Source organism: Mesorhizobium sp. B2-6-1 (assembly GCF_006440475.1).
Classification (GTDB): Bacteria; Pseudomonadota; Alphaproteobacteria; order Rhizobiales; family Rhizobiaceae; genus Mesorhizobium.
In genome coordinates, this window is sequence record NZ_VFUH01000011.1 from 105930 (window position 1) to 126782 (window position 20853).

Consider the following 20853-nt stretch of genomic DNA (forward strand, 5'->3'; position numbering starts at 1 on the left):
AACGATGTACCAATTCTCCTACGCCGACATCCAGAGCACCTCTGTCGCCGATGCGAAGGACCGTGAACGGGAGCTGTTGACCCGCTCGATCGACATGCTGGCGGCGGCCGCCGCCCTTGGCCCCGCTTCGATGGAGGCAGTGGAGGCGCTGCATTTCACCAACCGCGTCTGGACCGCCTTTGTCGAGGATCTCGGCTCCAACGACAACGCGCTTCCCAAGGAACTGCGCGCCAACCTGATTTCGATCGGCCTTTGGCTGCTGCGCGAGGCGGAAGACATCCGCCAGGGCCGCACCCAGAATTTCGAGGGACTGATCGAGGTATCCCAGATCATCCGCGACGGCATTCAATGACCAACACGCTGAAGATATCGCTGAAGCCGAACGAGAAGATCTACATCAACGGTGCCGTCATCCGCGTCGACCGCAAGGTCACCGTCGAATTGATGAACGACGTGCAGTTCCTGCTCGAAAGCCATGTGATCCAGGCCGATGACGCCTCGACGCCGCTCAAGCAGCTGTATTTCATCCTCCAGGTGATGCTGATGAACCCGGCCGGCGCCGGCGAGGCGCGCGAAATGTTCCGCCGCTCCTTGCCGCTGCTGCTTGCAAGTTTCGAGGACGCCGAGATCGGCAGTGCGCTGAAACAGATCGACCGCATGGTCGGCGAGGATCACATCTACGAGGCGCTAAAGGCGATCAGGTCGCTCTATCCGCTCGAACGCCGCGCGCTTGGCGGCAATGACGACGTTCCGGGCGCCTCGCGTCCGCTGGCTGTAGGAGCACGCTGATGACCGTGGACATGACGACGACGATACCGGTTGGCGCCAATCAGGCCAGCCAGCAGACCTCCAAGACCGCTGTCGACTACCAGTCCTTCCTGAAGCTTCTGATCGCCGAGATGAAGAACCAGGATCCGACCAAGCCGATGGATTCGACACAGTATGTCGCCCAGCTCGCCACCTTCTCGCAGGTCGAGCAGTCTGTGCAGACCAATACCAAGCTGGACCAGATCATGCAGTCCTCGGCGCTGTCGCAGGCCGATGCGCTGATCGGGCGCTCGATAACGTCCGCCGACGGCAAGACGACGGGCACCGTCGCGTCCGTGCGCCTTGCCAGCAGCGGCCTCATCGCCGTGCTGGGCAACGGCACCGAGATCGCGGTCGGCCCCGGCGTCTCGGTCAAGGCGGCAAGCTGACGGCTCCGGCGGGCCGACCCCATGAACGAGGCCGACGCACTCGACATCGTCCAGTACGCGGTGTGGACGGTGCTGACCGCATCCGCCCCGGTGGTGCTGGTCGCCATGGCGGTGGGTATCGGCATCGCCTTGATCCAGGCCCTGACGCAGGTCCAGGAGATCACCTTGACCTTCGTGCCGAAGATCGTCGCCATCATGCTCGTGGCGGCGCTGACCGGTCCCTTCATCGGCAGCCAGATATCGGCCTTCACCAACGTCGTCTTCGAGCGCATTGAAAACGGGTTCTAGCTGCTTGCGGCGAGCCGGCCCGTTCTGTCCCGACGACTTACCGGCAGCAGCCTGCTGTCGCCGATGCGGACCGTGTACGGCATAGGGCTGCATCCGCGGCGCGGCGTCGAAGCAACGCCGCACGGCTGCGTGGTCCTCCTCTATCCTCTTGTTGGACCATGATCTTTTTTTCAGGACGTTCGCTCTTTGCGGCACGATGCCATAGTTTCGGCAAACCATCCGGGGAAACGGATCACCGCAACGATCGGCAAGCCATGACAGGGCCTTTCCTATGATTGACGAAAAGCCGGAGAGCGAGAGCGTTTCGGCGCTGGCGCCGTTCCGGCACGGCATCTTCCGCGCCGTGTGGTCGGCCAGCCTCGTGTCGAATTTCGGCGGCCTCATCCAGGGCGTCGGCGCCGCCTGGATGATGACCACGATCGCCACCTCGCCCTATCAGGTCGCGCTGGTGCAGGCCTCGACCACCTTGCCGATCATGCTGTTCGCGCTCGTCGCCGGCGCCATCGCCGACAGCTTCGACCGGCGCAAGGTTATGCTGGTCGCCCAGACCTTCATGCTGGTCGTCTCGGTGCTTCTGACCCTGTTCACCTATTCCGGCTTGATGACGCCGTGGACGCTGCTTGCCTTCACCTTCCTGATCGACAGCGGCACGGCCCTGAACAGCCCGTCCTGGCAAGCCTCCGTCGGCGACATCGTGCCCCGCAACAAGGTGCCGGCCGCCGTCGCGTTGAACTCGATGGGCTTCAACCTGACCCGCAGCGTCGGTCCGGCGATCGGCGGCATCATCGTCGCCGCAGCCGGGGCGGCGGCCGCCTTCGCGGCCAACGCGGTGAGCTATATCGGTCTCATCGTCGTGCTGGCGCGCTGGAAGCCGCAGGTTCAGCCATCGACGCTGCCGCGCGAATCGCTTGGCGCGGCCATGGGCGCAGGCCTGCGCTATGTCGCCATGTCGCCCAACATCGGCAAGGTGCTGGTCAGGGGCTCCGCCTTCGGCTTCAGCGCCGGCGCGGTGCTGGCGCTCCTGCCGCTGGTGGCGCGCGACGTCGTCAAGGGCGATGCCTTGACCTATGGCATCATGCTGGGCGCCTTCGGCATCGGCGCGGTCGGCGGCGCGCTGATCAGCGTGCGGCTGCGCCAGCTTTTGTCCAGCGAGACCATGGTGCGCTCGGCCTTCGCCGGCTTCGCCGTCTGCGCCTTCAATGCCGCCGTCAGCCACAACGCCTGGCAGACATCGCTCGGCCTGCTGGTCGGCGGCGCGTGCTGGGTGATCGCGCTTTCGCATTTCAACGTCACCGTGCAGATGGCGACGCCGCGCTGGGTCGTCGGCCGGGTGCTGTCGGTCTATCAGACCGCGACCTTCGGCGGCATCGCGCTCGGCAGCTGGATCTGGGGCATCGTCGCCGACGCGCATGGCGCCGGGACAGCGCTGATCGCGGCGGCCATCGCCATGCTGGCTGGCGGCGCCATCGGCCTCGTGCTGCCGCTGCCGCAGCAGCAGGTGCTGAACCTCGATCCGCTCAACCGCTTCAAGGAGCCGCATCTCGCGCTCGACCTGAAGCCACGCAGCGGCCCCATCGCCATCATGATCGAATACATCATCCGCGACGAGGACGTGCCGGAGTTCCTGGCCACCATGGCCGAGCGCGGCCGCATCCGCCGCCGCGACGGTGCCCGCAACTGGACGCTGGCGCGCGATCTCGAAAATCCGGCGATCTGGATCGAGCACTACCACACGCCGACCTGGCTCGAATATGTCAGGCACAACGGCCGCATCACCCAAGCCGACGCCACGGTCGGCGAGCGCCTGCGGGCGCTGCACAGCGGCGACGAGCCGCCGCGGGTGCGCCGCGTGATCGAGCGCCCGACAACCGCGGGCACGGCGCTGGTCATGGCAAAGGGCCCGATCGAGCATTAGGAGTGCAGGATAGCGCGAAGACGTTTTCGTCCGGGCTTGCATCAACACAAAGCGTTAGAGCGGACCCAGCCAGCGGAACGCGCGCTTCAGTTCGGCGACGCCATCGCGTTCGTACCAACGGCCGTGCGCCATGATCACGCGTTCCGGATTCCATTCTAGCATCTTTTCGACTGCCGCCTTGAGTTGCCCCCTGGGGAAGGTCAATCGCAAATCGCGCGGCGTCTTGCCATCCGGATCAACGACACCAGCCGCCCTGGCAAGCCAGCGCCACGGCCAGCCAAGCTTCCGCGATTCGAAGTTCTCGATCAGGTCTGTCAGGATCAATGTTCGGCTGACGGAATGGAAGAACACCATCTCCGTCATGAAGCTGCCCTCCACCGGCAGCGACTTGAGGTCATCGTCCCACGGGTAGCCCCTCTCGGCACCAAGCTCGTTCGCCTCGAAATCGATCCTGTCGCCCGCCTGCTCGCGAATGCCCGGTGCCAGCCAGATACCCGCATCCGCAAAGGCCCTGCGCCACATCGGAATCCACCAATAGTGGATCCGGTTCGGCCCGATGATGTAGCGGACCTTGCCCAATCCAGCGATCTCGGCCTCGAGGCTCCCTGTCAGCAAGGTGGGTGAATGGACGAACAAATCGCCGTCGTTGACGCGGATGACGGTCATCCGTGTCGGAAACCGCATTTTCGGCCAAGGCATGCCGAAGCGGATGACCGGGCCATCCACGATCCAGACGTCCTTCGAAACCAGCTTTAACGTGTTGAGCGGCGGATATGGTGTGCGGTCGGCCATGGTCTGCTGATGTAGGGTGGAGAACAAGCTTGGCCACGGCAGCTTCGCCTTGCACGAGTTCAGCCGGGCCGGCTCGGCAGCCTACCTTCGCCCGACCTACCCTTCGCCCGACAAGTCCCGGCGCGCTTTTTCCAGCTCCTCGGCATAGCGCCGCATCAGATGGCCCTCGGTCAGCAGTCCGAGCACGATGTGGTCGGTGAAATCCTCGACCACGGCCAACTCCTCGGCGCCGGCCCGCTGGAAGGTCTCGGCGGCCGACTGCACGTTCATGCTCGGCACCAGGACGGCATCCTTGTATTGCGCGAGGTCGCGCACCGCCGTCTCGCCGTCGGACAGGTCGCTGTGCAGTTCGGCAACGATCAGCACGCCGACATACTGGTCACCCGCGTCGACGGCGATGACGCGCTGGGCCGAGCCCAGCGGTACCTGCTTGCGGAAGGCCGCAAGCGTCGTGTCGGCATTGATGGTCTTGATGTCCTTGCGCATCATCGAGCCGACGGTCAGGCTGCGCATCCAGCCGACGTCATGGGCGCTGCGGATCGTTTCGCCGCGCAGATGAAAGCGCCACGTCGAGAAGGAGTAGCCGAAGGTCTCGCGCACCAGGATCGCCGCCATGATCGAGGCCGCCAGGACGACGCCGGTTAGCGTCAGGTCGCGGGTCGATTCCAGCGCCAGGAACGTCATCGTCAGCGGCCCGCCGACGACGCCGACCGCCAGCGATGTCATGCCGACGACGGCAGCGACGGCGGAATCGATGCCGGTCGACGGCGAGATGAAAGCCATCACATCGGCGAATGCCTTGCCGAGCAGGGCGCCAAGAAACAGCGAAGCGAAGAACAGTCCGCCGCGAAACCCCGAACCCAGCGAGATCGCGGAAGCCGCCAGCTTCAGCACGAAGACGCTGGCCACCACGCTCAGCCCATAGTTCATGGCGAATTCGCGATGCAGCGCGCCGTGGCCGCTCGACAGCACCTGCGGCGTGACCAGCCCGAGCAGGCCGACGATGACGCCGCCGATGACGGGACGCAGCGAGGCGTCGACCGACAGCTTGGCAAAGGCGCGTTCGACCAGCGTCACCAGATGCATGATGGCGATCGAGGCGGCCCCGCCAAGCAGTCCAAGCAGCAGGAAGGGCACGTACTGGCTGGCCGTGAGTGCCGGCAGGCCCGCAAGCTCCAGCGGGAACGGCACGCCGCCGAACATCTCGGCGGTGAGCGAGGCGGAGATCGCCGCCGTCATGACAGGCACCACATTGGCGACCGAATAGATGCCGATGACCAGTTCGAAACCATAGAAAGCACCGGTCAGCGGCGCATCGAAAGCCGCCGCGATGGCGCCGGCGGCGCCGCAGCCGACCAGGATGCGGACATCATTGCGGCGCAGCTTGAACAGCCGCGCCAGCCGCGAAGCCAGGCCGGAACCGACCTGCGTATAGCCGGCTTCCAGCCCGACAGAGGCGCCGAAACCGCTGGAGATCATGGTCTGGCCGGCGATGATGAACGTATCGGTCAGCGACATGCGACCGCCATAGAGCGCGTTGGCCTCGATCGGGTCGACAGGCGTGCGAAATCTCCGCTTTCTCAGCCAGATCACCGTCAGCCCGAGCAGGATGCCGCCGATCGCCGGGATCAGGGCCTGCATGGGGTGGGCGAGCGAGAACATGCCGGAAAGCCGGCCGCCGGGCTGTACGCCGAACAACAGCCCGTGCAGGTCCTGCACGATCTGGCTCATCGCGGTGACCAGTATGCCCGCCATGACGCCGACGATGCCGGCAAGGACGACAACCGCGATGCCTCGCGCTTCGAGCAGCGGGATCGAATTGATGAGCACCGCGCGCAGCCGGCGAGCGTAGACTTGCGGTTGATTCCTGGGCGATTGGTTTTTGGTAAGCACCGGAGCGGCTCGCCGACATCAGCAAGGCATTGAAAACACTGCCGTGCTGATACGCCGAGCGGCACCGCATGGCAACCACAATGACGGCGCCCGCGCGCCCTTTGGGAGGGAGCCCGTCCGGCCGCCGATGGTCAGGTCGGCTTCGGGTCGCCGGCCTCGTAGAGCACGAGATTGCGCTCGCCTATGCCGAGCGCCGGCCAGCTTGCGCGCCAGTCCACAAGGTGCGGCGCGGCGAAATGTGCGTCGAGCGCCGCCCTGTCACTCCAGACTTCCGTGACCCGAATCAACCCGGCGTCGAGGACATCCCGCGCATAGGAGTATGCGAGGCAACCGGGCTCGGCACGGCTGGCAACAACCATGCGTTCCATCGCTGGCCTTGCCTGTTCGAGCTTGTCGGGTGGCAGACGAACCGTGCCGATGACCAGCAGCATGAGATTTCCTTTCGATGGTTGGGCAGGCCACTCTCCCACCCTCGCGCAAGCTTGGCCAGCTACCCTCGCCGGGCTGTCGCATGCTCGGCAGCCCACGGTTTTCGAGGACTAGAATGGCGATAAGCGAAAGCATCCAGCCCGGCGCCGTGGCCAAGAACGGTCGCGACGTCTTCTTCGCGCTGGGCATCGTCATCATCCTGGCCGTGCTGTTCCTGCCGATCCCGGCCTTTCTCATCGACGTCGGCCTTGCCTTCTCGATCGCCCTTTCGGTGCTGATCCTGATGGTGGCACTGTGGATCCAGCGGCCGCTCGACTTCTCCTCGTTTCCGACCGTGCTGCTCATCGCCACCATGCTGCGGCTATCGCTCAACATCGCCACCACGCGCATGATCCTGTCGCACGGCAATGAAGGCACGCACGCCGCCGGCTACGTCATCGCCGGCTTCTCCAAACTGGTGATGGCCAGCGATTTCGTCATCGGCCTGATCGTCTTCATGATCCTGATCGTGGTGAACTTCATCGTCATCACCAAGGGCGCCACCCGTATCGCCGAGGTCGGCGCCCGTTTCACCCTCGACGCCATCCCCGGCAAGCAGATGTCGATCGACGCCGACCTCTCCGCCGGCATGATCGATGACAAGACAGCGCAGTTGCGCCGCCGCGAGCTGGAAGAGGAATCCTCCTTCTTCGGCTCGATGGACGGCGCCTCGAAATTCGTCCGCGGCGACGCCATCGCCGGCCTCATCATCACCGCCATCAACATCGTCGGCGGCATCGCCATCGGCTATATCAGGCACGGCATGGGCATGGGCGAGGCCGCCGACGTGTTCATCAAGCTGTCGGTCGGCGACGGTCTGGTCACCCAGATCCCGGCGCTCATCGTCTCGCTCGCCGCCGGCCTGCTGGTTTCCAAGGGCGGTACGCGCGGTTCGACGAACCAGGCCGTGTTCGGGCAGCTCGGCGCGCATCCGCGCGCGCTCTATGTGGCGGCGGCGCTGCTGGTGCTGCTCGGCCTGATGCCTGGCCTCCCCTTCTTCCCCTTCTTCGCGCTCGCCGGCGGCATGGCCGGCCTCGGCTATGTCATTCCGATGCGCCACAACCGGGCCATGGCCGAGGCCGAGGCGCTGAAGAACCAGGAGAAGGCGACCAAGGCCGAGGAAGAGAAGAACTCGGTCAAGGCCTCGCTCGCCACCGCCGAGATCGAGCTTCTGATCGGCAAGCAGCTTTCGACCCGGCTGCTGGTCTCGCATCAGGAGCTGGTCTTCCGCATGGCCAAGATGCGCAAGAAGTTCGCCCAGCAATATGGCTTCGTCGTGCCCGAAGTGCGCGTCGCCGACGATTTCGCCATCCCGCCGAAAAGCTATCAGATCAAGGTGCACGGAACGGTGGTCGCCGAATATTCGATGCGCGTCGGGGAGATCATGGTGCTGCTCGGCAACCGCGACGTTCCCGAAATTCCGGGCGAGGAGATCCGCGAGCCGGCCTTCGGCATGCGTGCCTATTCCGTCATGGAAACATTCGCCGAGGATCTGAAGCGCGAGAACTACACCTTTGCCGACAACATGTCGGTGCTGCTCACCCATCTCTCCGAGGTCATCCGCAACAACCTGCCGCAGCTTCTGTCCTACAAGGACATGAAGGCGCTGCTCGAGCGCCAGGATCAGGAATACCGCAAGCTCGCCGACGAGATCTGCACCACGCACATCTCCTATCCCGGCCTGCAGGCAGTGTTGAAGCTGCTGCTGGCCGAGCGTGTCTCGATCCGCAACCTGCACCTGATCATCGAGGCCATCGCCGAGATCGCGCCGCATGTGCGCCGCACCGAGCAGATCGTCGAGCATGTCCGCATCCGCATGGCGCAGCAGATCTGCGGCGATCTTTCGGAGGGCGGCGTGCTCAAGGTGTTGCGTCTCGGCAACCGCTGGGACCTGGCCTTCCACCAGAGCCTCAAGCGCGACGCCAAGGGCGAGGTGCGCGAGTTCGATATCGATCCGCGCCAGCTGGAAGAATTCGGCCAGGACGCCACCAAGGCGATCAAGAAATTCCTCGAAGCCGGCGAGCGTTTCGTCCTCGTCACCGCGCCCGACGCGCGCCCCTATGTGCGCATGATCATCGAGCGGCTGTTCACCACGCTGCCGGTGCTCTCGCATGTCGAAATCGCCAAGGGCGTCGAGATCAGGGTGCTCGGGACGATATCGTGAGCGTTCTCTCGCAAGCGGTCGTCATCGCGGCTTTCCTCGCCTTCTGCCGCATCGGCGCCTGCTTCATGCTGATGCCCGGCCTGTCCAGCGCCCGCATCCCGGTGCAGGTCAGGCTGTTCGTTGCGGTCGCCGCCACCGGCGGCCTGCTCGCCTTCCTGTGGGACAAGATCTTTCCCTTCGTCGATCCGCGTCCGCAGATCCTGGTGCCGATGATCGTTTCCGAACTCCTGGTCGGCGGCCTGATCGGCGCCATGACCAGGCTCTACATGGAAGCCCTGCGCTTCATGGGGTCGGCCATCGCCATGCTGATCGGCTATGGCGGCTCGGGCGGGCCAGCGATCGAGGAGCCCGAACCGCAGGCGGCGCTCGCCGCCATGATCTCGTTCTCGGCACTGCTGCTGCTGTTCGTCTTCGACTTCGACCATGAGATCATACGCGCGCTGGTGACATCCTATACGGTCGCGCCGGTCAACGTCTTCTTCAACCCGCAGGCGGCACTGGTCGATGTCGCCGACACGGTGTCGGACACCTTCTTCCTGGTCATCCGCCTCGGCAGCCCTTTCGTCGCCTATGCCATTCTCGTCAACCTGACGATCGGCTTCGTCAACAAGCTGACGCCGCAGATCCCGATCTATTTCATCTCTCAGCCCTTCGTCATCGCCGGCGGCATGCTCATCTTCTATTTCGCCGTCGGCTCCATGCTGTCGCTGTTCGTCGACGGCTTTGTCGACCTGACGCTGGCGAGGTGACATGAGCACGCGCAAGGACCGCCTGAAGAAGCTGGTCAAGGTTCAGGAACAGTTGAAGGCGCTGCACGAGACGCGCCACGCCACCCTCCTCGCCGCCGCAAATGCCGCCGAAGCCGAGGCCAAGGAACTGGTCGAGCATTTCGATAGGGACAATTCCCTCTCCGGCCTTTTCCCCGATCTCTACCATCGCCGCATCGCCCAGGCCGTCGTGCGTCAGGAGGCGAGCCTCGAAAGCGCCAGGAAGGAAGCCGGCCTCGTCGCGTCGGCAACCGCGCGCACCAACATGGTCGAGCGCGCCTACAAGGACGTGCGCAACCGCGACGAACGCGAACGCTCCGACCGCGAACGCCTCGATCTGATCGCGCAGAAGCGGGGACAGGAGTAGAGGAGGAGGTCTGCTATTGGACCCAAAGCGAAGCCGCCCGGACTGCCTGTCGAAAAATGTAACCGAACTCACGCATTGCGGAGGATCGTGAAAAGGCGACGTTTCAGCTAGCTTGTTATCTGCTCGGCGGCAGCTTCGTCGAGGCCAGCTGCCGCTTGGACGGCAAGACCGCGAGCCGCTGCCTGTGAATCGTAAAATTCCTCGAGCGCATGGACCCTGCCCCACCGCAGGGTAAACACGTGGAGACCTCGGTTGATGTACGACGTGTCGCCGTTAAGCAGGGTCGCGGTGCCATCCCACTGGGCAAACACAGTGGTATGCCATGGCCAGCCCTCCACCCAGATGTGATTGACCGTGAGACGGAGGGTGGGCAGAACACGGCCGAGGCGTTCAAACCAGCGGCGCAGGGCTTCCTTGTCGTGGCGCTCTCCACCAAGCGCGTGGGCGCCGCCAACCCGATGATGGACATGCGGCGCGAGTGCTTTCACCGCCGCATCCCAGCGATGATTGTTGACGTCATCGAAGCTCTTTCGGATCGATTTCTCGACAAAATAACTATATAGCATATCACTCTCCTCCAACTCATTCGGTAGCGCGATCGAAAGGCACCTGTGGCAAGCTGTTCGGACGCAGCCGACACCATGCAGGGTCTGCGCGTCAGCGCATTGTCGCGTCGGCTCGCAGGTATGTGTCGGTCTCGGTCGAGATCGTGACCTCCTCGCCCGACCTTGAGAACGCATAAAGCGAATCCTGATGGCCCGGCATGGAAAAGGCCACGGAGTCGCCGTCAGCAAGGCCCATGACGAAGCGCAGCGGATCACCTCCGATCTTCGGCGCGAAGGTGGCGGTGACCTCCAGCAGGTCGCCGTTGACCGGGACGTAGTAGACCACCATGTCGAGCTGTCCCTCGTGCAGGCTGGCAGCTTCGATCGGGCGTCCGATGGTCGCTTCCTCGGCAAAAGCCGGTTTCGCAAGAAACATCGCGGCCAGAACGGACGCACTCAGGGTTTTGCGGATCATCTCATATCTCCTTTTTTGGATTGCATTCGACCTCTATATAATGTATAGATTACGAATGCAATCTAAAAAAGGAGATGGCGATGCGCGTAAGTCGCACTCAGGCCGCGGAAAACCGCGAAACCGTGATCAATGTGGCAAGCCGCCTTTTTCGGGAGCGAGGTTTTGACGGCATTGGCCTCAAGGATCTGATGAAGGGCGCCGGGCTGACCCAGGGCGCCTTTTACAAGCAGTTCGAGTCAAAGGACGACCTGGCGGCGCAGGCATCCAGGCGCGCGATGGAAAGCGCCACCGACAAGTGGTCGGCCGCGACAGCGGCGGCAAACCCTGGGAAACCGCTCGACGGGGTGATCTCATTCTACCTCAGTATGGATCATCGCGCGGAAAAGATGGACGGCTGCCCGGTCGTCGCGCTCGGCTCGGATGCGGCCAGGCAAGGCGCCGAGGTGAAGGCCTCATTCGAGGCCGGCATCAGGGAGTATCTCGAGATGCTCGGCAGTTGGGTTGGCGAGGACGACAGCGAAAAGGCCGGCGACAAGGCAATGGCCGTTCTCTCGACAATGGTCGGCGCGGTCATGCTCTCGCGGGTGGTCAACGACCCCGACCTCGCGCAGGCTTTTCTGGATGCGGCGGCCAATCAGGTTCGCGAGACAGTCGCCATCTGAACCATGCGGGCAGCGGCGCCTGATCCATCGCTCGCCGCTCGGACCGAACCGCCGAGCGCGACTGCGAGGAAGTAACGGATAGTCGTCCCAGCCGGTCGATCATGGAGAAGTTCGCGTCGTCACGTGAAGCCTCCGGTGCGATTTCGCACCACCGTAATGCGTATCTTCCGACTGCATGGCGCGCCTGGGCATGCCTACCTCTTGGCGTGAGGCAGCGGCGATGCGTCCGCCCGAAGGAGAAGCGCGATGAGCTATTCCACCATGAGATTTGGGGCTGTTGGCCAGGCATTGGCCCGTATGTTCGGCCGCCAGGAAATGGCGGTGTGCGTGGCAAGCACCCGGCTCGGCGCCCTTCGGCACTAACATCGGAACGCCTGCGCGCGCTCGCGCGGCTCATCTAGCTGAGCGGCATCAGCTGACCTCCGGGCCATCTGTCCGGTCGTCCGGCCGCCTATAATCGGAGATCAAGGGCATGAACATCGAACTCAAGGGCCGCAAGGCCATCGTCACCGGATCGACCGCCGGCATCGGCCGCGCGATCGCCGAAGGGCTCGCGCGCGCAGGCTCCGCCGTCGTCGTCAATGGACGTACGGAAGAGCGGGTCGCCGCGACGCTCCGGGAACTGCGCGCGCTGCTGCCTGACGCCGACCTCACCGGCATTGCCGCCGATCTCGCGACGGCCGAGGGCTCGGCGGCGCTCGCGGCGCAGGCGCCGGATGCCGACATCCTCGTCAACAATGTTGGCACTGCGCGTCCCAATGGCTTCTTCGAGCAGGACGACGCCGCATGGCTCGACCTCTTCCAGCTCAACGTGATGAGCGGCGTGCGCGCCGCGCGCCACTATATGCCGGGTATGGTCGAGCGCGGGTGGGGACGGGTCGTCTTCATCAGCAGCGAGTCCGCGCTCGCCATCCCCAAGGAGATGATCGACTACGGCATGACCAAGACCGCGTTGCTGGCCGTGTCGCGCGGGCTGGCCGAACTTGTCGGTGGCACCGGCGTCACGGTCAACGCTGTCCTGCCGGGGCCGACCGACTCCGAGATTCTCGGCGGCTGGATGAAGGCCACCGCGAAGGAGCAGGGCATCACGCAAACGGACGCCGAGCATAATTTCCTGAAATCGCTGCGTCCGACCACGCTCATCAACCGGTTCGCGACAACCGAGGAAGTCGCGAACATGGTCGTCTACACCTGCTCCGAGCAGGCCTCGGCGACCACCGGCGCCGCCTTGCGCGTCGACGGTGGTGTGCTCCGCTCGATCGGATGAGCCGCGCTCCCACCGCCGCGGTGGCATGAGGGTTGCTGCGGCTGAGCCGGCCTCAGATCGGCGCCGGCTCGGGTGGCTCCTGTCGGCAGCGATTACCGGATCGTCGGAGCCGCCTGGGGTGCGCCGCCGATCGACCGGGCCGAGGTCAAGATCAACGAGGGGCCGTGGATCGCCAAGAAACATACCTATCGGGAGAGCAACGGGCAGGTGACCGCCGTCTGCTCTCGGCCCTACGCGGCCGTGCAGCAATGCGCCACTGTCCGGAATTACGGTTGAGAAGAGCGCCCGTCCGCCGGTTGCGGGAACTGTCCTTCGTTGTTCATGCTTACTTCTGTGACCAGCTTGCGGCGAAGCGCCGTGCTGTAGTCGTTTGGCCCTTTCGGCGTCATGACGAAAGCCTGGGAACCGCCAATGACCGATTTGGCAAAATAGGATGCCAGCGAATTGCCGGGATCGTCGTCTTCGGTGGGAATGGCGATCGCGTTGATCGTATATCCCTTGGCAATGGCGTTCAGCCTGCTCGGCTGAACAGGAAGTCCGTCGTTGTTCTCACCATTGGAAGAGATATCGATGACCTTCTTGGCGGCATTTCCAGGAAACTGGTCCAGCAGAAGACTGCCAATGTCGATAGCCGAGGAAACCGATGTTCCGGCTCGCCCTCGGCGGATGACGCCGGTATCCCCTTTCCTGCTGATCTCCGCCGCCGCCGCTCTTGCATCTTCCAGTCCGCAAATGCTTGTCCACGGCAGTATGGTGCGTGCGTGTCCGGGGCTCGACCATTCAAAGTAGGCCACGCCGATGCAGCCGACGTAATTCCGGCCGATGGCGGCGATGATCTCGGGCGAAGTGAGTGCCGCGGCATGTCCCTCGCGTTGCAGATCGGCGATCTTTGGATCAATCGATGCCGAGAAGTCGACCGCGAACACGATGGCAACGTCGACATTCGCTGCATGCGCCGGGAGATTCCAGAACGCAGAAGCTGCAAGTATCCCCGCCAGTCTCAGGAGTGAATTGGCTCGCTTTGCCAGCCCCCTTCCCGATGGCTTTGTCGGCGAAAAAAGATTGCCCCGGCCTATCGACTGCACCCGCCCGCGAAAGGAGACCGCTCCAGAAGAGGGACCGGCGTCCTGATACATATCTGTAAACATGCCATTCTCCATCTCGACAACCGATCGTTGTCAAAGCCGCCCATTTTCAACATGTGGAAATTTGACGAGGGACCTTGGACCCAACGCCGAACAGCAGCAGATCGGCCTTGGTCCACAAAAGATAACAGCCGAGTAACGTCAGCGGCATGATGAGTGCCGCGAAGGACTCGCCCGACCAGACCACCGGCAAAGCCTGGCCGAGGGCGACGGTTGTCGCCACCACTGCCGGCAACCTGCTGGCGAGCACCGCACTGCGGAACGGATCGGGCCAGGCGGTCGGCCACACCGGAACTGGCCTGCCCGGCCTGTGAAAGACGCTGCCGAACTTGCCGAGTGCATGCAGCAGGCCAGAGGTCGCCGCAAGCAGCGGGTCGCCGAGCAGCAACAGCGCGATGCCGAGCCCGATTGCGCCTAGTCCCGAGAGGAAGTCGCCCAGACGATTGAGGGTGGGATCGGGAACATCCGGCTTTGCCCAAGCTCGGTGGTAGGCTTCGCCGCCGCAGAAAAAGACGAGGGTAGCCAAGGTGAGCGCAACAGTGCCATGGCTGCCCGCGAAATAGTCCATCACCGCCGCGATGATGGCGCTTTCCTCATGCTGGCCGACTGGCGCGGCCGCAATTTGGGTTGCAAGACCTACGACGAGGCCAAGCGCGTTGCCACTGTTGTAATAGCCGCCGGGTCCCTTCATGCGGGCACCAAGGGCCGATCTCAAGTGTGTGAGCGGAAGAAGGACTGTCCCCCCGTTCATCGCAGCGCCCCCGCGGCCTGTCCGGCCGCGCTCGACACGGCGACGGTCGCATCAGCGGCAGTGGTCATCGCATTCCTCCACCGGACCTGAACTGTTGACGCGGCGTTCGCCTGCCCCGCTTGCCGGCGCTGTTGCAAAGGCAGGGGCAATGTCGAAGAGTTGGTTCGAAGCGGTCCGCAAGGACTCACATGCCTGCGGCGTTCGGTTCGATCGTGCTACGGAAAGGATCGCACCGAGAATGATCGCTGCTCCCAAGGCGCCCGGCCACGAACTCCGCTCGCCCAGAAAGATCGCCGCGCCCAGCGCCCCGAAAACGCTTTCGGCACTGACGATCACGGCGGCGTGGCTGGCCGGCGTGAAGCGGAGGGCAGCCGTCTGTATGCCGAAGGCTATCGCGGTGGAGAAGACGCCGAGTATCGCCAATTCCGGGCCGGCTGCAAATGCGGCGGCCAGCGACAGATTGCCATGCATTGCCCCGAGCGGCAGGGCGAAGACTGCGGCGCCGAGAAATTGTGCCGCGGCGGCGGTGAACGGCCGCGCATGGGCCTGCATGTGCCGGCCGAGCTCGACCGCCCAGAGCGCATAGCAGGCAGCCGACAGGATGGCGGTGAGATCGCCGCTGCCGAGGCCGCCGATCCCATCCGACAAAAGCAGGGCTCCGACCAGGGTCAGCCCGGCAGCGATCGTGAGGCCCGCTGTCGGACGCTCGCCGACGAGCAACCAGGCGGCCAATGGTGTCATTACGGTTGCCGTGCTCACCAGAAAGCTTGCATTGGTGACCGAGGCTCCGACATAGCAAAGCTGCTGAAGCGTGATGGAGATGGCGAACAGCGCGCCCACCCTGGCCAGGCTCGGAAAATAGCCCGCCCCGATCGCCACTCGCCTTTCGGTCAAGACAAAGGGCAGCACCAGCAGCCCGCCGATCAGGCAACGCAGACTTACCGCGCTCATGGCGTCGAGATGGACCAGCACCGTCTTTTGCGAGACGTTGCCGAAGCCCCACAATGCGGCTGCAAGGAGCAGCAGCAAATTGGCTCTTGTTCTGGACACGCGCCCCCCTTGAACCAAGCATTGCGTTGACTTGGCCGCCTAATTTAGCGAAGTCTAAATGACCTGCCGTCACGGGAGCGCTTGAAGCGCGGTGACGGACGATTGCGGAACGTTAGATTTGCGTTAGAATTTCGTCAGGCTGAGGCAGCAGATGCAAAGTGACGACGGCGGCGCTGCAAATAGAATCTCACTCTTCGGCGGCTTCCGTATTGAAACAACTGGCCCGCTTCGACTGGCTGGGAAACGCGGCCCGGCAATCGTTGCTTATCTGGCCCGATGTCCGGGCATGGCAGCAACGCGGGAGAAACTGGCTGACCTGCTATGGGGCGACAGCGATGGCGAACATTCGCGCAACAGTCTTCGCCAGACCCTCAGCGTCCTGCGCCGCGATCTCTCGGGTGTCGATCTTATCCATTCCACCGGAGAGTTGATCCACCTCAGGCCAGAGGCGTTTCGGGTCGATGTGGAGGAGTTCGAGACGGGTCTATCGGCCCGCTCCGCGCAGGAACTCGAAAAGGCTCTGGCGAACTACACTGGCCCGTTTCTCGACGGTCTCCATGTGGGAAGCAATGGCTTCGACGACTGGGTCACGTCGGAACGCGACAGGTTGCTCGGTCGTGCGCTTGAATCATTCGAGAAACTGGCTCGCCTCGTCGACGCTGAAGCGGGCCTCGTCCTGGCCGATCGCGTCCTGGCCATGGATCCGGCGCGGGAAGAATCCTATCGGCTCAAGATGGAATTGCTCCTTGCTTGTGGTCAACGCGACAAGGCGCTCAGGACATACGAGGCCTGCAGAAGCATGCTGAAGAAGGAGTTCGGCGTCGAAGCCGGCCCTGAGACGCGGGCACTATGGCAGTCCCTGCTGCTTGCTTCCGACACGGCGTCACACGCGCCGTCGGCAAGTGGTGTTGCGGCCAGCCATCGCCTCGGACACCCTTCCATTGGCGTTGCCGACTTCACCAATCTGACCGGAAAACAAGGCGACAATTTTTTCTCCAAGGGACTGGTCCAGGACATCACGACAGCTCTTTCCGAGGTGGCCGACTATGTCGTGCTCTCCGCGGTTCCCCCGACAGATAAGGTCGGCCCGCGCCAAGAAGGTAAAGCGCCAGGAGCGCTGCGGGCACAATATGTGCTCAGCGGCAGCATCCAGAGATCCGGCAATGGGCTGAGGGTGAACATCCAGCTTGTCGATGCCGTCGGCGGTCATCATGTCTGGGCCCAGAAGTTCGACGGCCACTCCGAGAATGCGCTCGAATTCCAGGACAGGATCGCCCAGTCCGTCGTTCTGGCGGTGATCCTCGAACTTCAGCTGACCAACTGGAAGGTCCGCGACAAGAGTCCGCCTGGTCCCCCTGAAGTGCGCAGGTTGGTGAACGAGGCGCTCATGAAATATTTTGAGATGACCCACGACTCGCTGCTGGTCGGGATGGAACTTGCGACGAAGGCGCTCTCGACAGGGCCCGACAACGCCCGTGCGAAGCGGACGCTCTCGATCATGATTTCCATGGGCATCGCGTTTGGCGCGCTGCCCCGCGAGCAGGGCAATATTGAGTATACGCTGGCGCTTGCCGAGGCCGCGGTGCGGGCGGTGCCGGACGATGAAATTGCCCGGTGCATCTTGTCATTCGCTCTCGAAAGTTGCGGTCGTATCGACGAGGCGATCGTCGAATGCCGGCACGCGATCAGCCTCAACCCAAATTATCCGAGCGGCCACGGCGATATTGCGATGCTCTTCGCGCTGCGCGGGCAGGTCAGCGAAGCCGTGCGCGAGGCGAACGAGGCGATCCGGCTGGGAACCCATGACGTCATCGACTACTGGCGTCACCACGGGCTCGTTATGGCGCTGTTTGCCGGCGGAGACGATCAGCGGGCGCTCGAGGTCGCGCGCAAGGTGGTCAGGACAAAGCCGGGCTTCGTTCGTGGCGCGCTTTATTGGGCCGCGGCCGCGGCCGCAACCGGCAATCGCGATGAAGCGTCGCGGGCCATCCATCATTGCCTGTCACAACTTCCGCATCTCAATCTGAGCAATGTCTGCCCTGGCTTTGTGCCGCGCTATGTGAAGGATCATCACCATTCCCGGTTCCTTGAAATGCTGTCGAGGGCCGGTCTTCCCCCGTCCTGAAGCGCGTCACGTTCGAACGGATTCGGGCGAGACGCCTTCTGCAGGTCGTTCTCCCAAAACCGGAAGCCACATTTTTACCCGACATGCGTTGTTGAAATCTGGCTGCGCGGCTGGATGCAGAGAACCCTGACCTTCCTTCCTCCCCCCGCAAGCCTGCCACAAGCTTGTTGAGGCATGGTCTGGCCAAGGAAACCCGACAAAAGGCGGACTTTCTTGGCGATCTCTCCCCCCAGCGACATCGTGATGGATGTTATCCGAGCAGCCGAGCCGGCGGATCTCGCGGCCGCGCGCGCCGCGCTGACCAGGCATGCGGGCGGCGTTGCCGGCAGCTTTTCGGTCGATGCCGCTTCGGCCGGGACGATGCTGTCGCGCGCCACCGCCGACCAGGCCATGGCGGCCGATCCATCCAAGAAGTTCAAGAAATTCGAAGCCATGGTGCTCCAGACCTTCATCCAGAACATGATGCCCAAGGACACCGAGGGCGTGTACGGCAAGGGCCTGGCCGGCGACATGTGGAAATCGCAGCTCGCCGAGCGCGTCGCCGACGTCATGGCCGAGCGTGGTGGCATCGGCATCGCCAAGTCGCTGCTCGCCGACCATTATCTCGAAGGCAAGCGCAAGGTGCCGATCGGCCCAGTCTCCGGCGGGCCTGAAAAGACCGAGACCGACCGGCAGAGCCGTCTGTCCACCTCGCTCGTCCAGGAGCTGCAGCGCAAGGCCGCCAGGTCCATGACCGGCGATGAAACGACCACAAAGACAGACATCAAGATCTAGACTGGGAAACGCCATGGCCGACTTTTCGGAATTCACCGCCAACCTGCCGGCGCGCACGGCCACATCGGAAGCCCCGGTCGCACTCGCGCGGCCCGGAAACCTTGCCGCCATCATCGGCCGCATCGAGGAAGTCGTCGAGCAAGAGACGGCCGGGCTGCGCAGCGACACCGGCTACGACCTCAAGGCATCGAACGCGCGCAAGAGCCGCTATCTCTATGAACTGACCCGTGCCATGCGCGGCGGCAGCGAAGCCGAGTTCCTCGAACAGCACCGCGAAGGCCTTGTCCGGCTTCGCCAGAAGCTTGCGAAGAACGAGGCGGCGATCCTGGCGCATCTGAGCGCCGTCAACGAGGTCGCAGGCCTGTTGCGCACCGCCATCCAGCGCGCCGAAACCGACGGCACTTATTCCGCCGGCGAGTTCGGCCGGGCGCGCGGTTAGCGCGCGGTGGTCGCCGGCTCGGGTGCCTGAATGGTCAAGGTCATCGCCATCGCGGTCTGGATCTGCGTCGCCACGCTCGGCGCGGTGTTCTATTCGTTCCAGGCCGCCGGCGAGCGTGGCGTCGGCGAAAAGCCGAAGCCGATGCTGGGCGGACTGGACTACGTCAAGACCGAGGTCATCTCGGTGCCGCTGATCCGCAACGCCAGGATCGACGGTTATTTCCTGACCAAGTTGGTCTACACGGTCGAACCCGAGCAGATCAAGAAACTGTCGATCCCGGCCGAGGCGCTGATCACCGACCAGGTCTATTCCTACCTCTATTCCAATCCGCAGATCGACTTCACCAAGAAGGAGACGATCGACCTCGACGCCTTCCGCGCCGCGATCCGCGATACCGTCAACACACGCGTCGGCGCCACACTGGTGCATGAGGTTCTGGTCGATCAGGTCAATTTCCTGAGCAAGGATGAGATACGCGACAACTGGCTGCGCCGCCGGCAGGAAGCCGGCGCCACGGCGTCCGAGATGACCAAGGCCTTCAAGTCGCATTGAGCCCCCGGGCATGCCACTGGCCAGGCACGGTGATCCGGTCCCTCGCCCGGTGCGGCGATAGGAACCAGGCCCTGCAATTCGCGTTGACGTAAACGTCAATCCAAAGCTATATGCGGCAGCGACCGTGGCCGCGAAGATGCATGGGTCTCGGGCGGATCATGCCGTGGCGCGACAGATGCAACCAGATAAGCAGATGCAACCGAACAGGCAGATGCAACCAGACAGGAGAATAGCGTGAGCGTTCAGGAGATTGCCGACAAGATCAGGTCGCGCGTGGCCAGCAGCGGGTTCGATCGTTCCGTGAAATTCGACACCGGCGGCGACGGCGTCATCGTCATCGACGGCGCCGATGTCTCGACCACCGATGGCCCCGCCGACTGCACCATCAAGCTCTCGCTCGACGATCTGGACTCGCTGATATCGGGCGATCTCAACCCGACCATGGCGTTCATGACCGGCAAGATAAAGGTCGAAGGCGACATGTCTGTCGCCATGGCGCTCAGCCAGTTGATCGGCTGAGACAGAAGACCGCCGAGACTGTTCTCGGGACGAAAACGCCGCCGTTTCGGGCGGCGTTTTTCGTTCGTTTGGGGCTCAGCGCCTCAGGCCGCCAGCGTCGGCGCCTTCAGCTTGCGCCCCGCGGCCTTCAGCGTGCCATGGACGCCGTCGAGCGCGCCCTCCACCAGTTCCACCGCGAGCAGCCGATGCCGCTCATACGGGCCCGGCATGGCCAGCGAACCGGTCTTTGCGGCTGAGAAGCCGAAGCGCCCGTAATAGGGCGCGTCGCCGACCAGCAGGATCGCCGCGTGGCCGAGACGCGCGGCTTCGGCGACCGCATGGCGCATCAGCGCCGAGCCGATGCCGGCACTCTTGAGCGAAGGAGCGACCGCCAGGGGCCCAAGCAACAGTGCTGCCGGACCGCCCTCGCCCAGCGTGACGTCCCAGAGCCGCACCGTGCCCATCACGGCGCCCGATGCGTCGCGCGCGACGAAAGCCAGGCCTTCCGAGGGCCGCCGGCCCCGCCGCAGCTTCTCCGACGACTTCGTCTTGCGCTTCGGCCCCATGGCGGCATCGAGCAACGCCTCGCGCCCCACGATGTCATCAGGCGTTTCGGCAACGATGGCGAAAGCACAGGCACTCTCCCCCCTCGAGGGGGAGATGTCGCCGAAGGCGACAGAGGGGGTCGCCGCGCGTGAAGCGCTAGCCCCATGCGGTCCA

At 63.9% G+C, this 20853-nt stretch carries 25 protein-coding genes; 16 read left to right on the forward strand and 9 right to left on the reverse strand.

Features of this window, described 5'->3' with window-relative positions:
- Window positions 1-4 precede the first annotated feature (4 nt).
- From flaF to FJ443_RS21840, 5 genes are all read left to right on the forward strand, one after another.
- Complete coding sequence (gene flaF, locus FJ443_RS21820; protein ID WP_140496232.1) at window positions 5-352, forward strand: flagellar biosynthesis regulator FlaF; 348 nt, start codon at window positions 5-7, stop codon at window positions 350-352.
- Window positions 349-789 (forward strand): flagellar biosynthesis repressor FlbT, encoded by a 441-nt coding sequence (gene flbT / locus FJ443_RS21825; RefSeq protein ID WP_140496233.1) that lies wholly within the window; start codon window positions 349-351, stop codon window positions 787-789. The genes flaF and flbT overlap by 4 nt, the downstream gene beginning before the upstream one ends.
- The gene (flgD, locus tag FJ443_RS21830; protein WP_140549654.1) at window positions 789-1196 is read left to right on the forward strand and encodes a flagellar hook assembly protein FlgD; all 408 of its coding nucleotides are present in this window, start codon (window positions 789-791) and stop codon (window positions 1194-1196) included. Before flbT ends, flgD begins: the two co-directional genes overlap by 1 nt.
- Window positions 1197-1217: 21 nt before the next feature.
- Window positions 1218-1484 carry a flagellar biosynthesis protein FliQ gene (fliQ, locus tag FJ443_RS21835; protein ID WP_140496235.1) on the forward strand — a complete coding sequence of 89 codons (267 nt, stop codon included), beginning with the start codon at window positions 1218-1220 and terminating at the stop codon, window positions 1482-1484.
- Window positions 1485-1755: 271 nt separating this feature from the next.
- Window positions 1756-3399, forward strand: a complete 1644-nt coding sequence (locus FJ443_RS21840) for an MFS transporter (RefSeq protein WP_140665849.1) — start codon at window positions 1756-1758, stop codon at window positions 3397-3399.
- Between the two features lie 54 nt (window positions 3400-3453).
- Here FJ443_RS21840 and FJ443_RS21845 read toward each other — a convergent pair whose 3' ends face one another.
- The 3 genes from FJ443_RS21845 to FJ443_RS21855 all read right to left on the reverse strand — a co-directional run bounded on the left by FJ443_RS21845 (window position 3454) and on the right by FJ443_RS21855 (window position 6515).
- The gene (locus FJ443_RS21845; protein ID WP_140665854.1) at window positions 3454-4191 is read right to left on the reverse strand and encodes a DUF4336 domain-containing protein; all 738 of its coding nucleotides are present in this window, start codon (window positions 4189-4191) and stop codon (window positions 3454-3456) included.
- A 96-nt stretch (window positions 4192-4287) separates the two neighbouring features.
- Window positions 4288-6084 (reverse strand): chloride channel protein, encoded by a 1797-nt coding sequence (locus FJ443_RS21850; protein ID WP_140665857.1) that lies wholly within the window; start codon window positions 6082-6084, stop codon window positions 4288-4290.
- Between the two features lie 131 nt (window positions 6085-6215).
- Window positions 6216-6515: a putative quinol monooxygenase gene (locus FJ443_RS21855; protein WP_140665860.1), complete on the reverse strand. Its 300-nt coding sequence runs from the start codon at window positions 6513-6515 to the stop codon at window positions 6216-6218.
- A 113-nt stretch (window positions 6516-6628) separates the two neighbouring features.
- On the opposite strand from FJ443_RS21855, the gene flhA reads away from it, so the two are divergent.
- The 3 genes from flhA to FJ443_RS21870 are packed head-to-tail and all read left to right on the forward strand — an operon-like array spanning window position 6629 to window position 9850.
- Complete coding sequence (gene flhA / locus FJ443_RS21860; RefSeq protein WP_140496240.1) at window positions 6629-8716, forward strand: flagellar biosynthesis protein FlhA; 2088 nt, start codon at window positions 6629-6631, stop codon at window positions 8714-8716.
- A complete protein-coding gene (gene fliR / locus FJ443_RS21865) occupies window positions 8713-9465 on the forward strand; it encodes a flagellar biosynthetic protein FliR (RefSeq protein WP_140496241.1) in 753 nt (250 codons plus the stop codon). Before flhA ends, fliR begins: the two co-directional genes overlap by 4 nt.
- A 1-nt stretch (window position 9466) precedes the next feature.
- Window positions 9467-9850 (forward strand): hypothetical protein, encoded by a 384-nt coding sequence (locus FJ443_RS21870; RefSeq protein WP_140665863.1) that lies wholly within the window; start codon window positions 9467-9469, stop codon window positions 9848-9850.
- A 107-nt stretch (window positions 9851-9957) separates the two neighbouring features.
- Here the strand turns inward: FJ443_RS21870 and FJ443_RS21875 are convergent, their stop codons facing one another.
- Together FJ443_RS21875 and FJ443_RS21880 are read right to left on the reverse strand one after the other, a co-directional pair.
- Window positions 9958-10416: a nuclear transport factor 2 family protein gene (locus FJ443_RS21875; protein WP_140665866.1), complete on the reverse strand. Its 459-nt coding sequence runs from the start codon at window positions 10414-10416 to the stop codon at window positions 9958-9960.
- A 91-nt stretch (window positions 10417-10507) separates the two neighbouring features.
- Window positions 10508-10870, reverse strand: a complete 363-nt coding sequence (locus tag FJ443_RS21880; protein WP_140560320.1) for a hypothetical protein — start codon at window positions 10868-10870, stop codon at window positions 10508-10510.
- Window positions 10871-10950: 80 nt separating this feature from the next.
- Between FJ443_RS21880 and FJ443_RS21885 the strand changes: the two genes are divergently transcribed.
- The 3 genes from FJ443_RS21885 (at window position 10951) to FJ443_RS21895 (ending at window position 13075) form a co-directional block, all read left to right on the forward strand.
- Window positions 10951-11532 (forward strand): TetR/AcrR family transcriptional regulator, encoded by a 582-nt coding sequence (locus FJ443_RS21885; RefSeq protein WP_140665869.1) that lies wholly within the window; start codon window positions 10951-10953, stop codon window positions 11530-11532.
- Between the two features lie 472 nt (window positions 11533-12004).
- Window positions 12005-12799, forward strand: coding sequence for an SDR family oxidoreductase (locus tag FJ443_RS21890; RefSeq protein ID WP_140496246.1), 795 nt, complete (start codon window positions 12005-12007; stop codon window positions 12797-12799).
- 72 nt (window positions 12800-12871) lie between these two features.
- Entirely contained in the window at window positions 12872-13075 is a 204-nt protein-coding gene (locus FJ443_RS21895; RefSeq protein ID WP_246681238.1) for a hypothetical protein, read from the forward strand.
- On the opposite strand, the gene FJ443_RS21900 is transcribed toward FJ443_RS21895, so the two are convergent.
- The 3 genes from FJ443_RS21900 to FJ443_RS21910 all read right to left on the reverse strand — a co-directional run bounded on the left by FJ443_RS21900 (window position 13066) and on the right by FJ443_RS21910 (window position 15745).
- Window positions 13066-13959 carry a DUF1194 domain-containing protein gene (locus tag FJ443_RS21900; protein ID WP_348641937.1) on the reverse strand — a complete coding sequence of 298 codons (894 nt, stop codon included), beginning with the start codon at window positions 13957-13959 and terminating at the stop codon, window positions 13066-13068. The two genes, FJ443_RS21895 and FJ443_RS21900, sit on opposite strands and share 10 nt — an antisense overlap.
- 34 nt (window positions 13960-13993) lie before the next feature.
- Window positions 13994-14635, reverse strand: coding sequence for a hypothetical protein (locus FJ443_RS21905; protein WP_246681239.1), 642 nt, complete (start codon window positions 14633-14635; stop codon window positions 13994-13996).
- Between the two features lie 111 nt (window positions 14636-14746).
- On the reverse strand, window positions 14747-15745 hold the full coding sequence (locus FJ443_RS21910) for a DMT family transporter (protein ID WP_140665875.1): 999 nt from the start codon (window positions 15743-15745) through the stop codon (window positions 14747-14749).
- Between the two features lie 151 nt (window positions 15746-15896).
- On the opposite strand from FJ443_RS21910, the gene FJ443_RS21915 reads away from it, so the two are divergent.
- The 5 genes from FJ443_RS21915 (at window position 15897) to FJ443_RS21935 (ending at window position 20154) form a co-directional block, all read left to right on the forward strand.
- Entirely contained in the window at window positions 15897-17870 is a 1974-nt protein-coding gene (locus FJ443_RS21915) for a BTAD domain-containing putative transcriptional regulator (protein ID WP_140665878.1), read from the forward strand.
- 174 nt (window positions 17871-18044) lie between these two features.
- Window positions 18045-18644, forward strand: coding sequence for a rod-binding protein (locus FJ443_RS21920; protein WP_181171779.1), 600 nt, complete (start codon window positions 18045-18047; stop codon window positions 18642-18644).
- Between the two features lie 13 nt (window positions 18645-18657).
- The gene (locus tag FJ443_RS21925) at window positions 18658-19083 is read left to right on the forward strand and encodes a hypothetical protein (protein WP_140496250.1); all 426 of its coding nucleotides are present in this window, start codon (window positions 18658-18660) and stop codon (window positions 19081-19083) included.
- A 30-nt stretch (window positions 19084-19113) separates the two neighbouring features.
- Window positions 19114-19635, forward strand: coding sequence for a hypothetical protein (locus FJ443_RS21930; RefSeq protein WP_140496251.1), 522 nt, complete (start codon window positions 19114-19116; stop codon window positions 19633-19635).
- Window positions 19636-19869: 234 nt separating this feature from the next.
- Window positions 19870-20154, forward strand: a complete 285-nt coding sequence (locus tag FJ443_RS21935) for an SCP2 sterol-binding domain-containing protein (RefSeq protein ID WP_140522358.1) — start codon at window positions 19870-19872, stop codon at window positions 20152-20154.
- Between the two features lie 83 nt (window positions 20155-20237).
- Here FJ443_RS21935 and FJ443_RS21940 read toward each other — a convergent pair whose 3' ends face one another.
- Window positions 20238-20795: an N-acetyltransferase gene (locus tag FJ443_RS21940; RefSeq protein ID WP_246681240.1), complete on the reverse strand. Its 558-nt coding sequence runs from the start codon at window positions 20793-20795 to the stop codon at window positions 20238-20240.
- Window positions 20796-20853 lie beyond the last annotated feature (58 nt).

Bases quoted from the DNA above. Each gene is read 5' to 3' on its own strand.
- flaF (WP_140496232.1), top strand. From the start codon at position 5: ATGTACCAATTCTCCTACGCCGACATCCAGAGCACCTCTGTCGCCGAT.
- flbT (WP_140496233.1), top strand. From the start codon at position 349: ATGACCAACACGCTGAAGATATCGCTGAAGCCGAACGAGAAGATCTAC.
- flgD (WP_140549654.1), top strand. From the start codon at position 789: ATGACCGTGGACATGACGACGACGATACCGGTTGGCGCCAATCAGGCC.
- fliQ (WP_140496235.1), top strand. From the start codon at position 1,218: ATGAACGAGGCCGACGCACTCGACATCGTCCAGTACGCGGTGTGGACG.
- FJ443_RS21840 (WP_140665849.1), top strand. From the start codon at position 1,756: ATGATTGACGAAAAGCCGGAGAGCGAGAGCGTTTCGGCGCTGGCGCCG.
- FJ443_RS21845 (WP_140665854.1), bottom strand. From the start codon at position 4,191: ATGGCCGACCGCACACCATATCCGCCGCTCAACACGTTAAAGCTGGTT.
- FJ443_RS21855 (WP_140665860.1), bottom strand. From the start codon at position 6,515: ATGCTGCTGGTCATCGGCACGGTTCGTCTGCCACCCGACAAGCTCGAA.
- flhA (WP_140496240.1), top strand. From the start codon at position 6,629: ATGGCGATAAGCGAAAGCATCCAGCCCGGCGCCGTGGCCAAGAACGGT.
- FJ443_RS21870 (WP_140665863.1), top strand. From the start codon at position 9,467: ATGAGCACGCGCAAGGACCGCCTGAAGAAGCTGGTCAAGGTTCAGGAA.
- FJ443_RS21875 (WP_140665866.1), bottom strand. From the start codon at position 10,416: ATGCTATATAGTTATTTTGTCGAGAAATCGATCCGAAAGAGCTTCGAT.
- FJ443_RS21880 (WP_140560320.1), bottom strand. From the start codon at position 10,870: ATGATCCGCAAAACCCTGAGTGCGTCCGTTCTGGCCGCGATGTTTCTT.
- FJ443_RS21885 (WP_140665869.1), top strand. From the start codon at position 10,951: ATGCGCGTAAGTCGCACTCAGGCCGCGGAAAACCGCGAAACCGTGATC.
- FJ443_RS21890 (WP_140496246.1), top strand. From the start codon at position 12,005: ATGAACATCGAACTCAAGGGCCGCAAGGCCATCGTCACCGGATCGACC.
- FJ443_RS21900 (WP_348641937.1), bottom strand. From the start codon at position 13,959: ATGGAGAATGGCATGTTTACAGATATGTATCAGGACGCCGGTCCCTCT.
- FJ443_RS21905 (WP_246681239.1), bottom strand. From the start codon at position 14,635: ATGAAGGGACCCGGCGGCTATTACAACAGTGGCAACGCGCTTGGCCTC.
- FJ443_RS21915 (WP_140665878.1), top strand. From the start codon at position 15,897: ATGCAAAGTGACGACGGCGGCGCTGCAAATAGAATCTCACTCTTCGGC.
- FJ443_RS21920 (WP_181171779.1), top strand. From the start codon at position 18,045: ATGGTCTGGCCAAGGAAACCCGACAAAAGGCGGACTTTCTTGGCGATC.
- FJ443_RS21925 (WP_140496250.1), top strand. From the start codon at position 18,658: ATGGCCGACTTTTCGGAATTCACCGCCAACCTGCCGGCGCGCACGGCC.
- FJ443_RS21930 (WP_140496251.1), top strand. From the start codon at position 19,114: ATGGTCAAGGTCATCGCCATCGCGGTCTGGATCTGCGTCGCCACGCTC.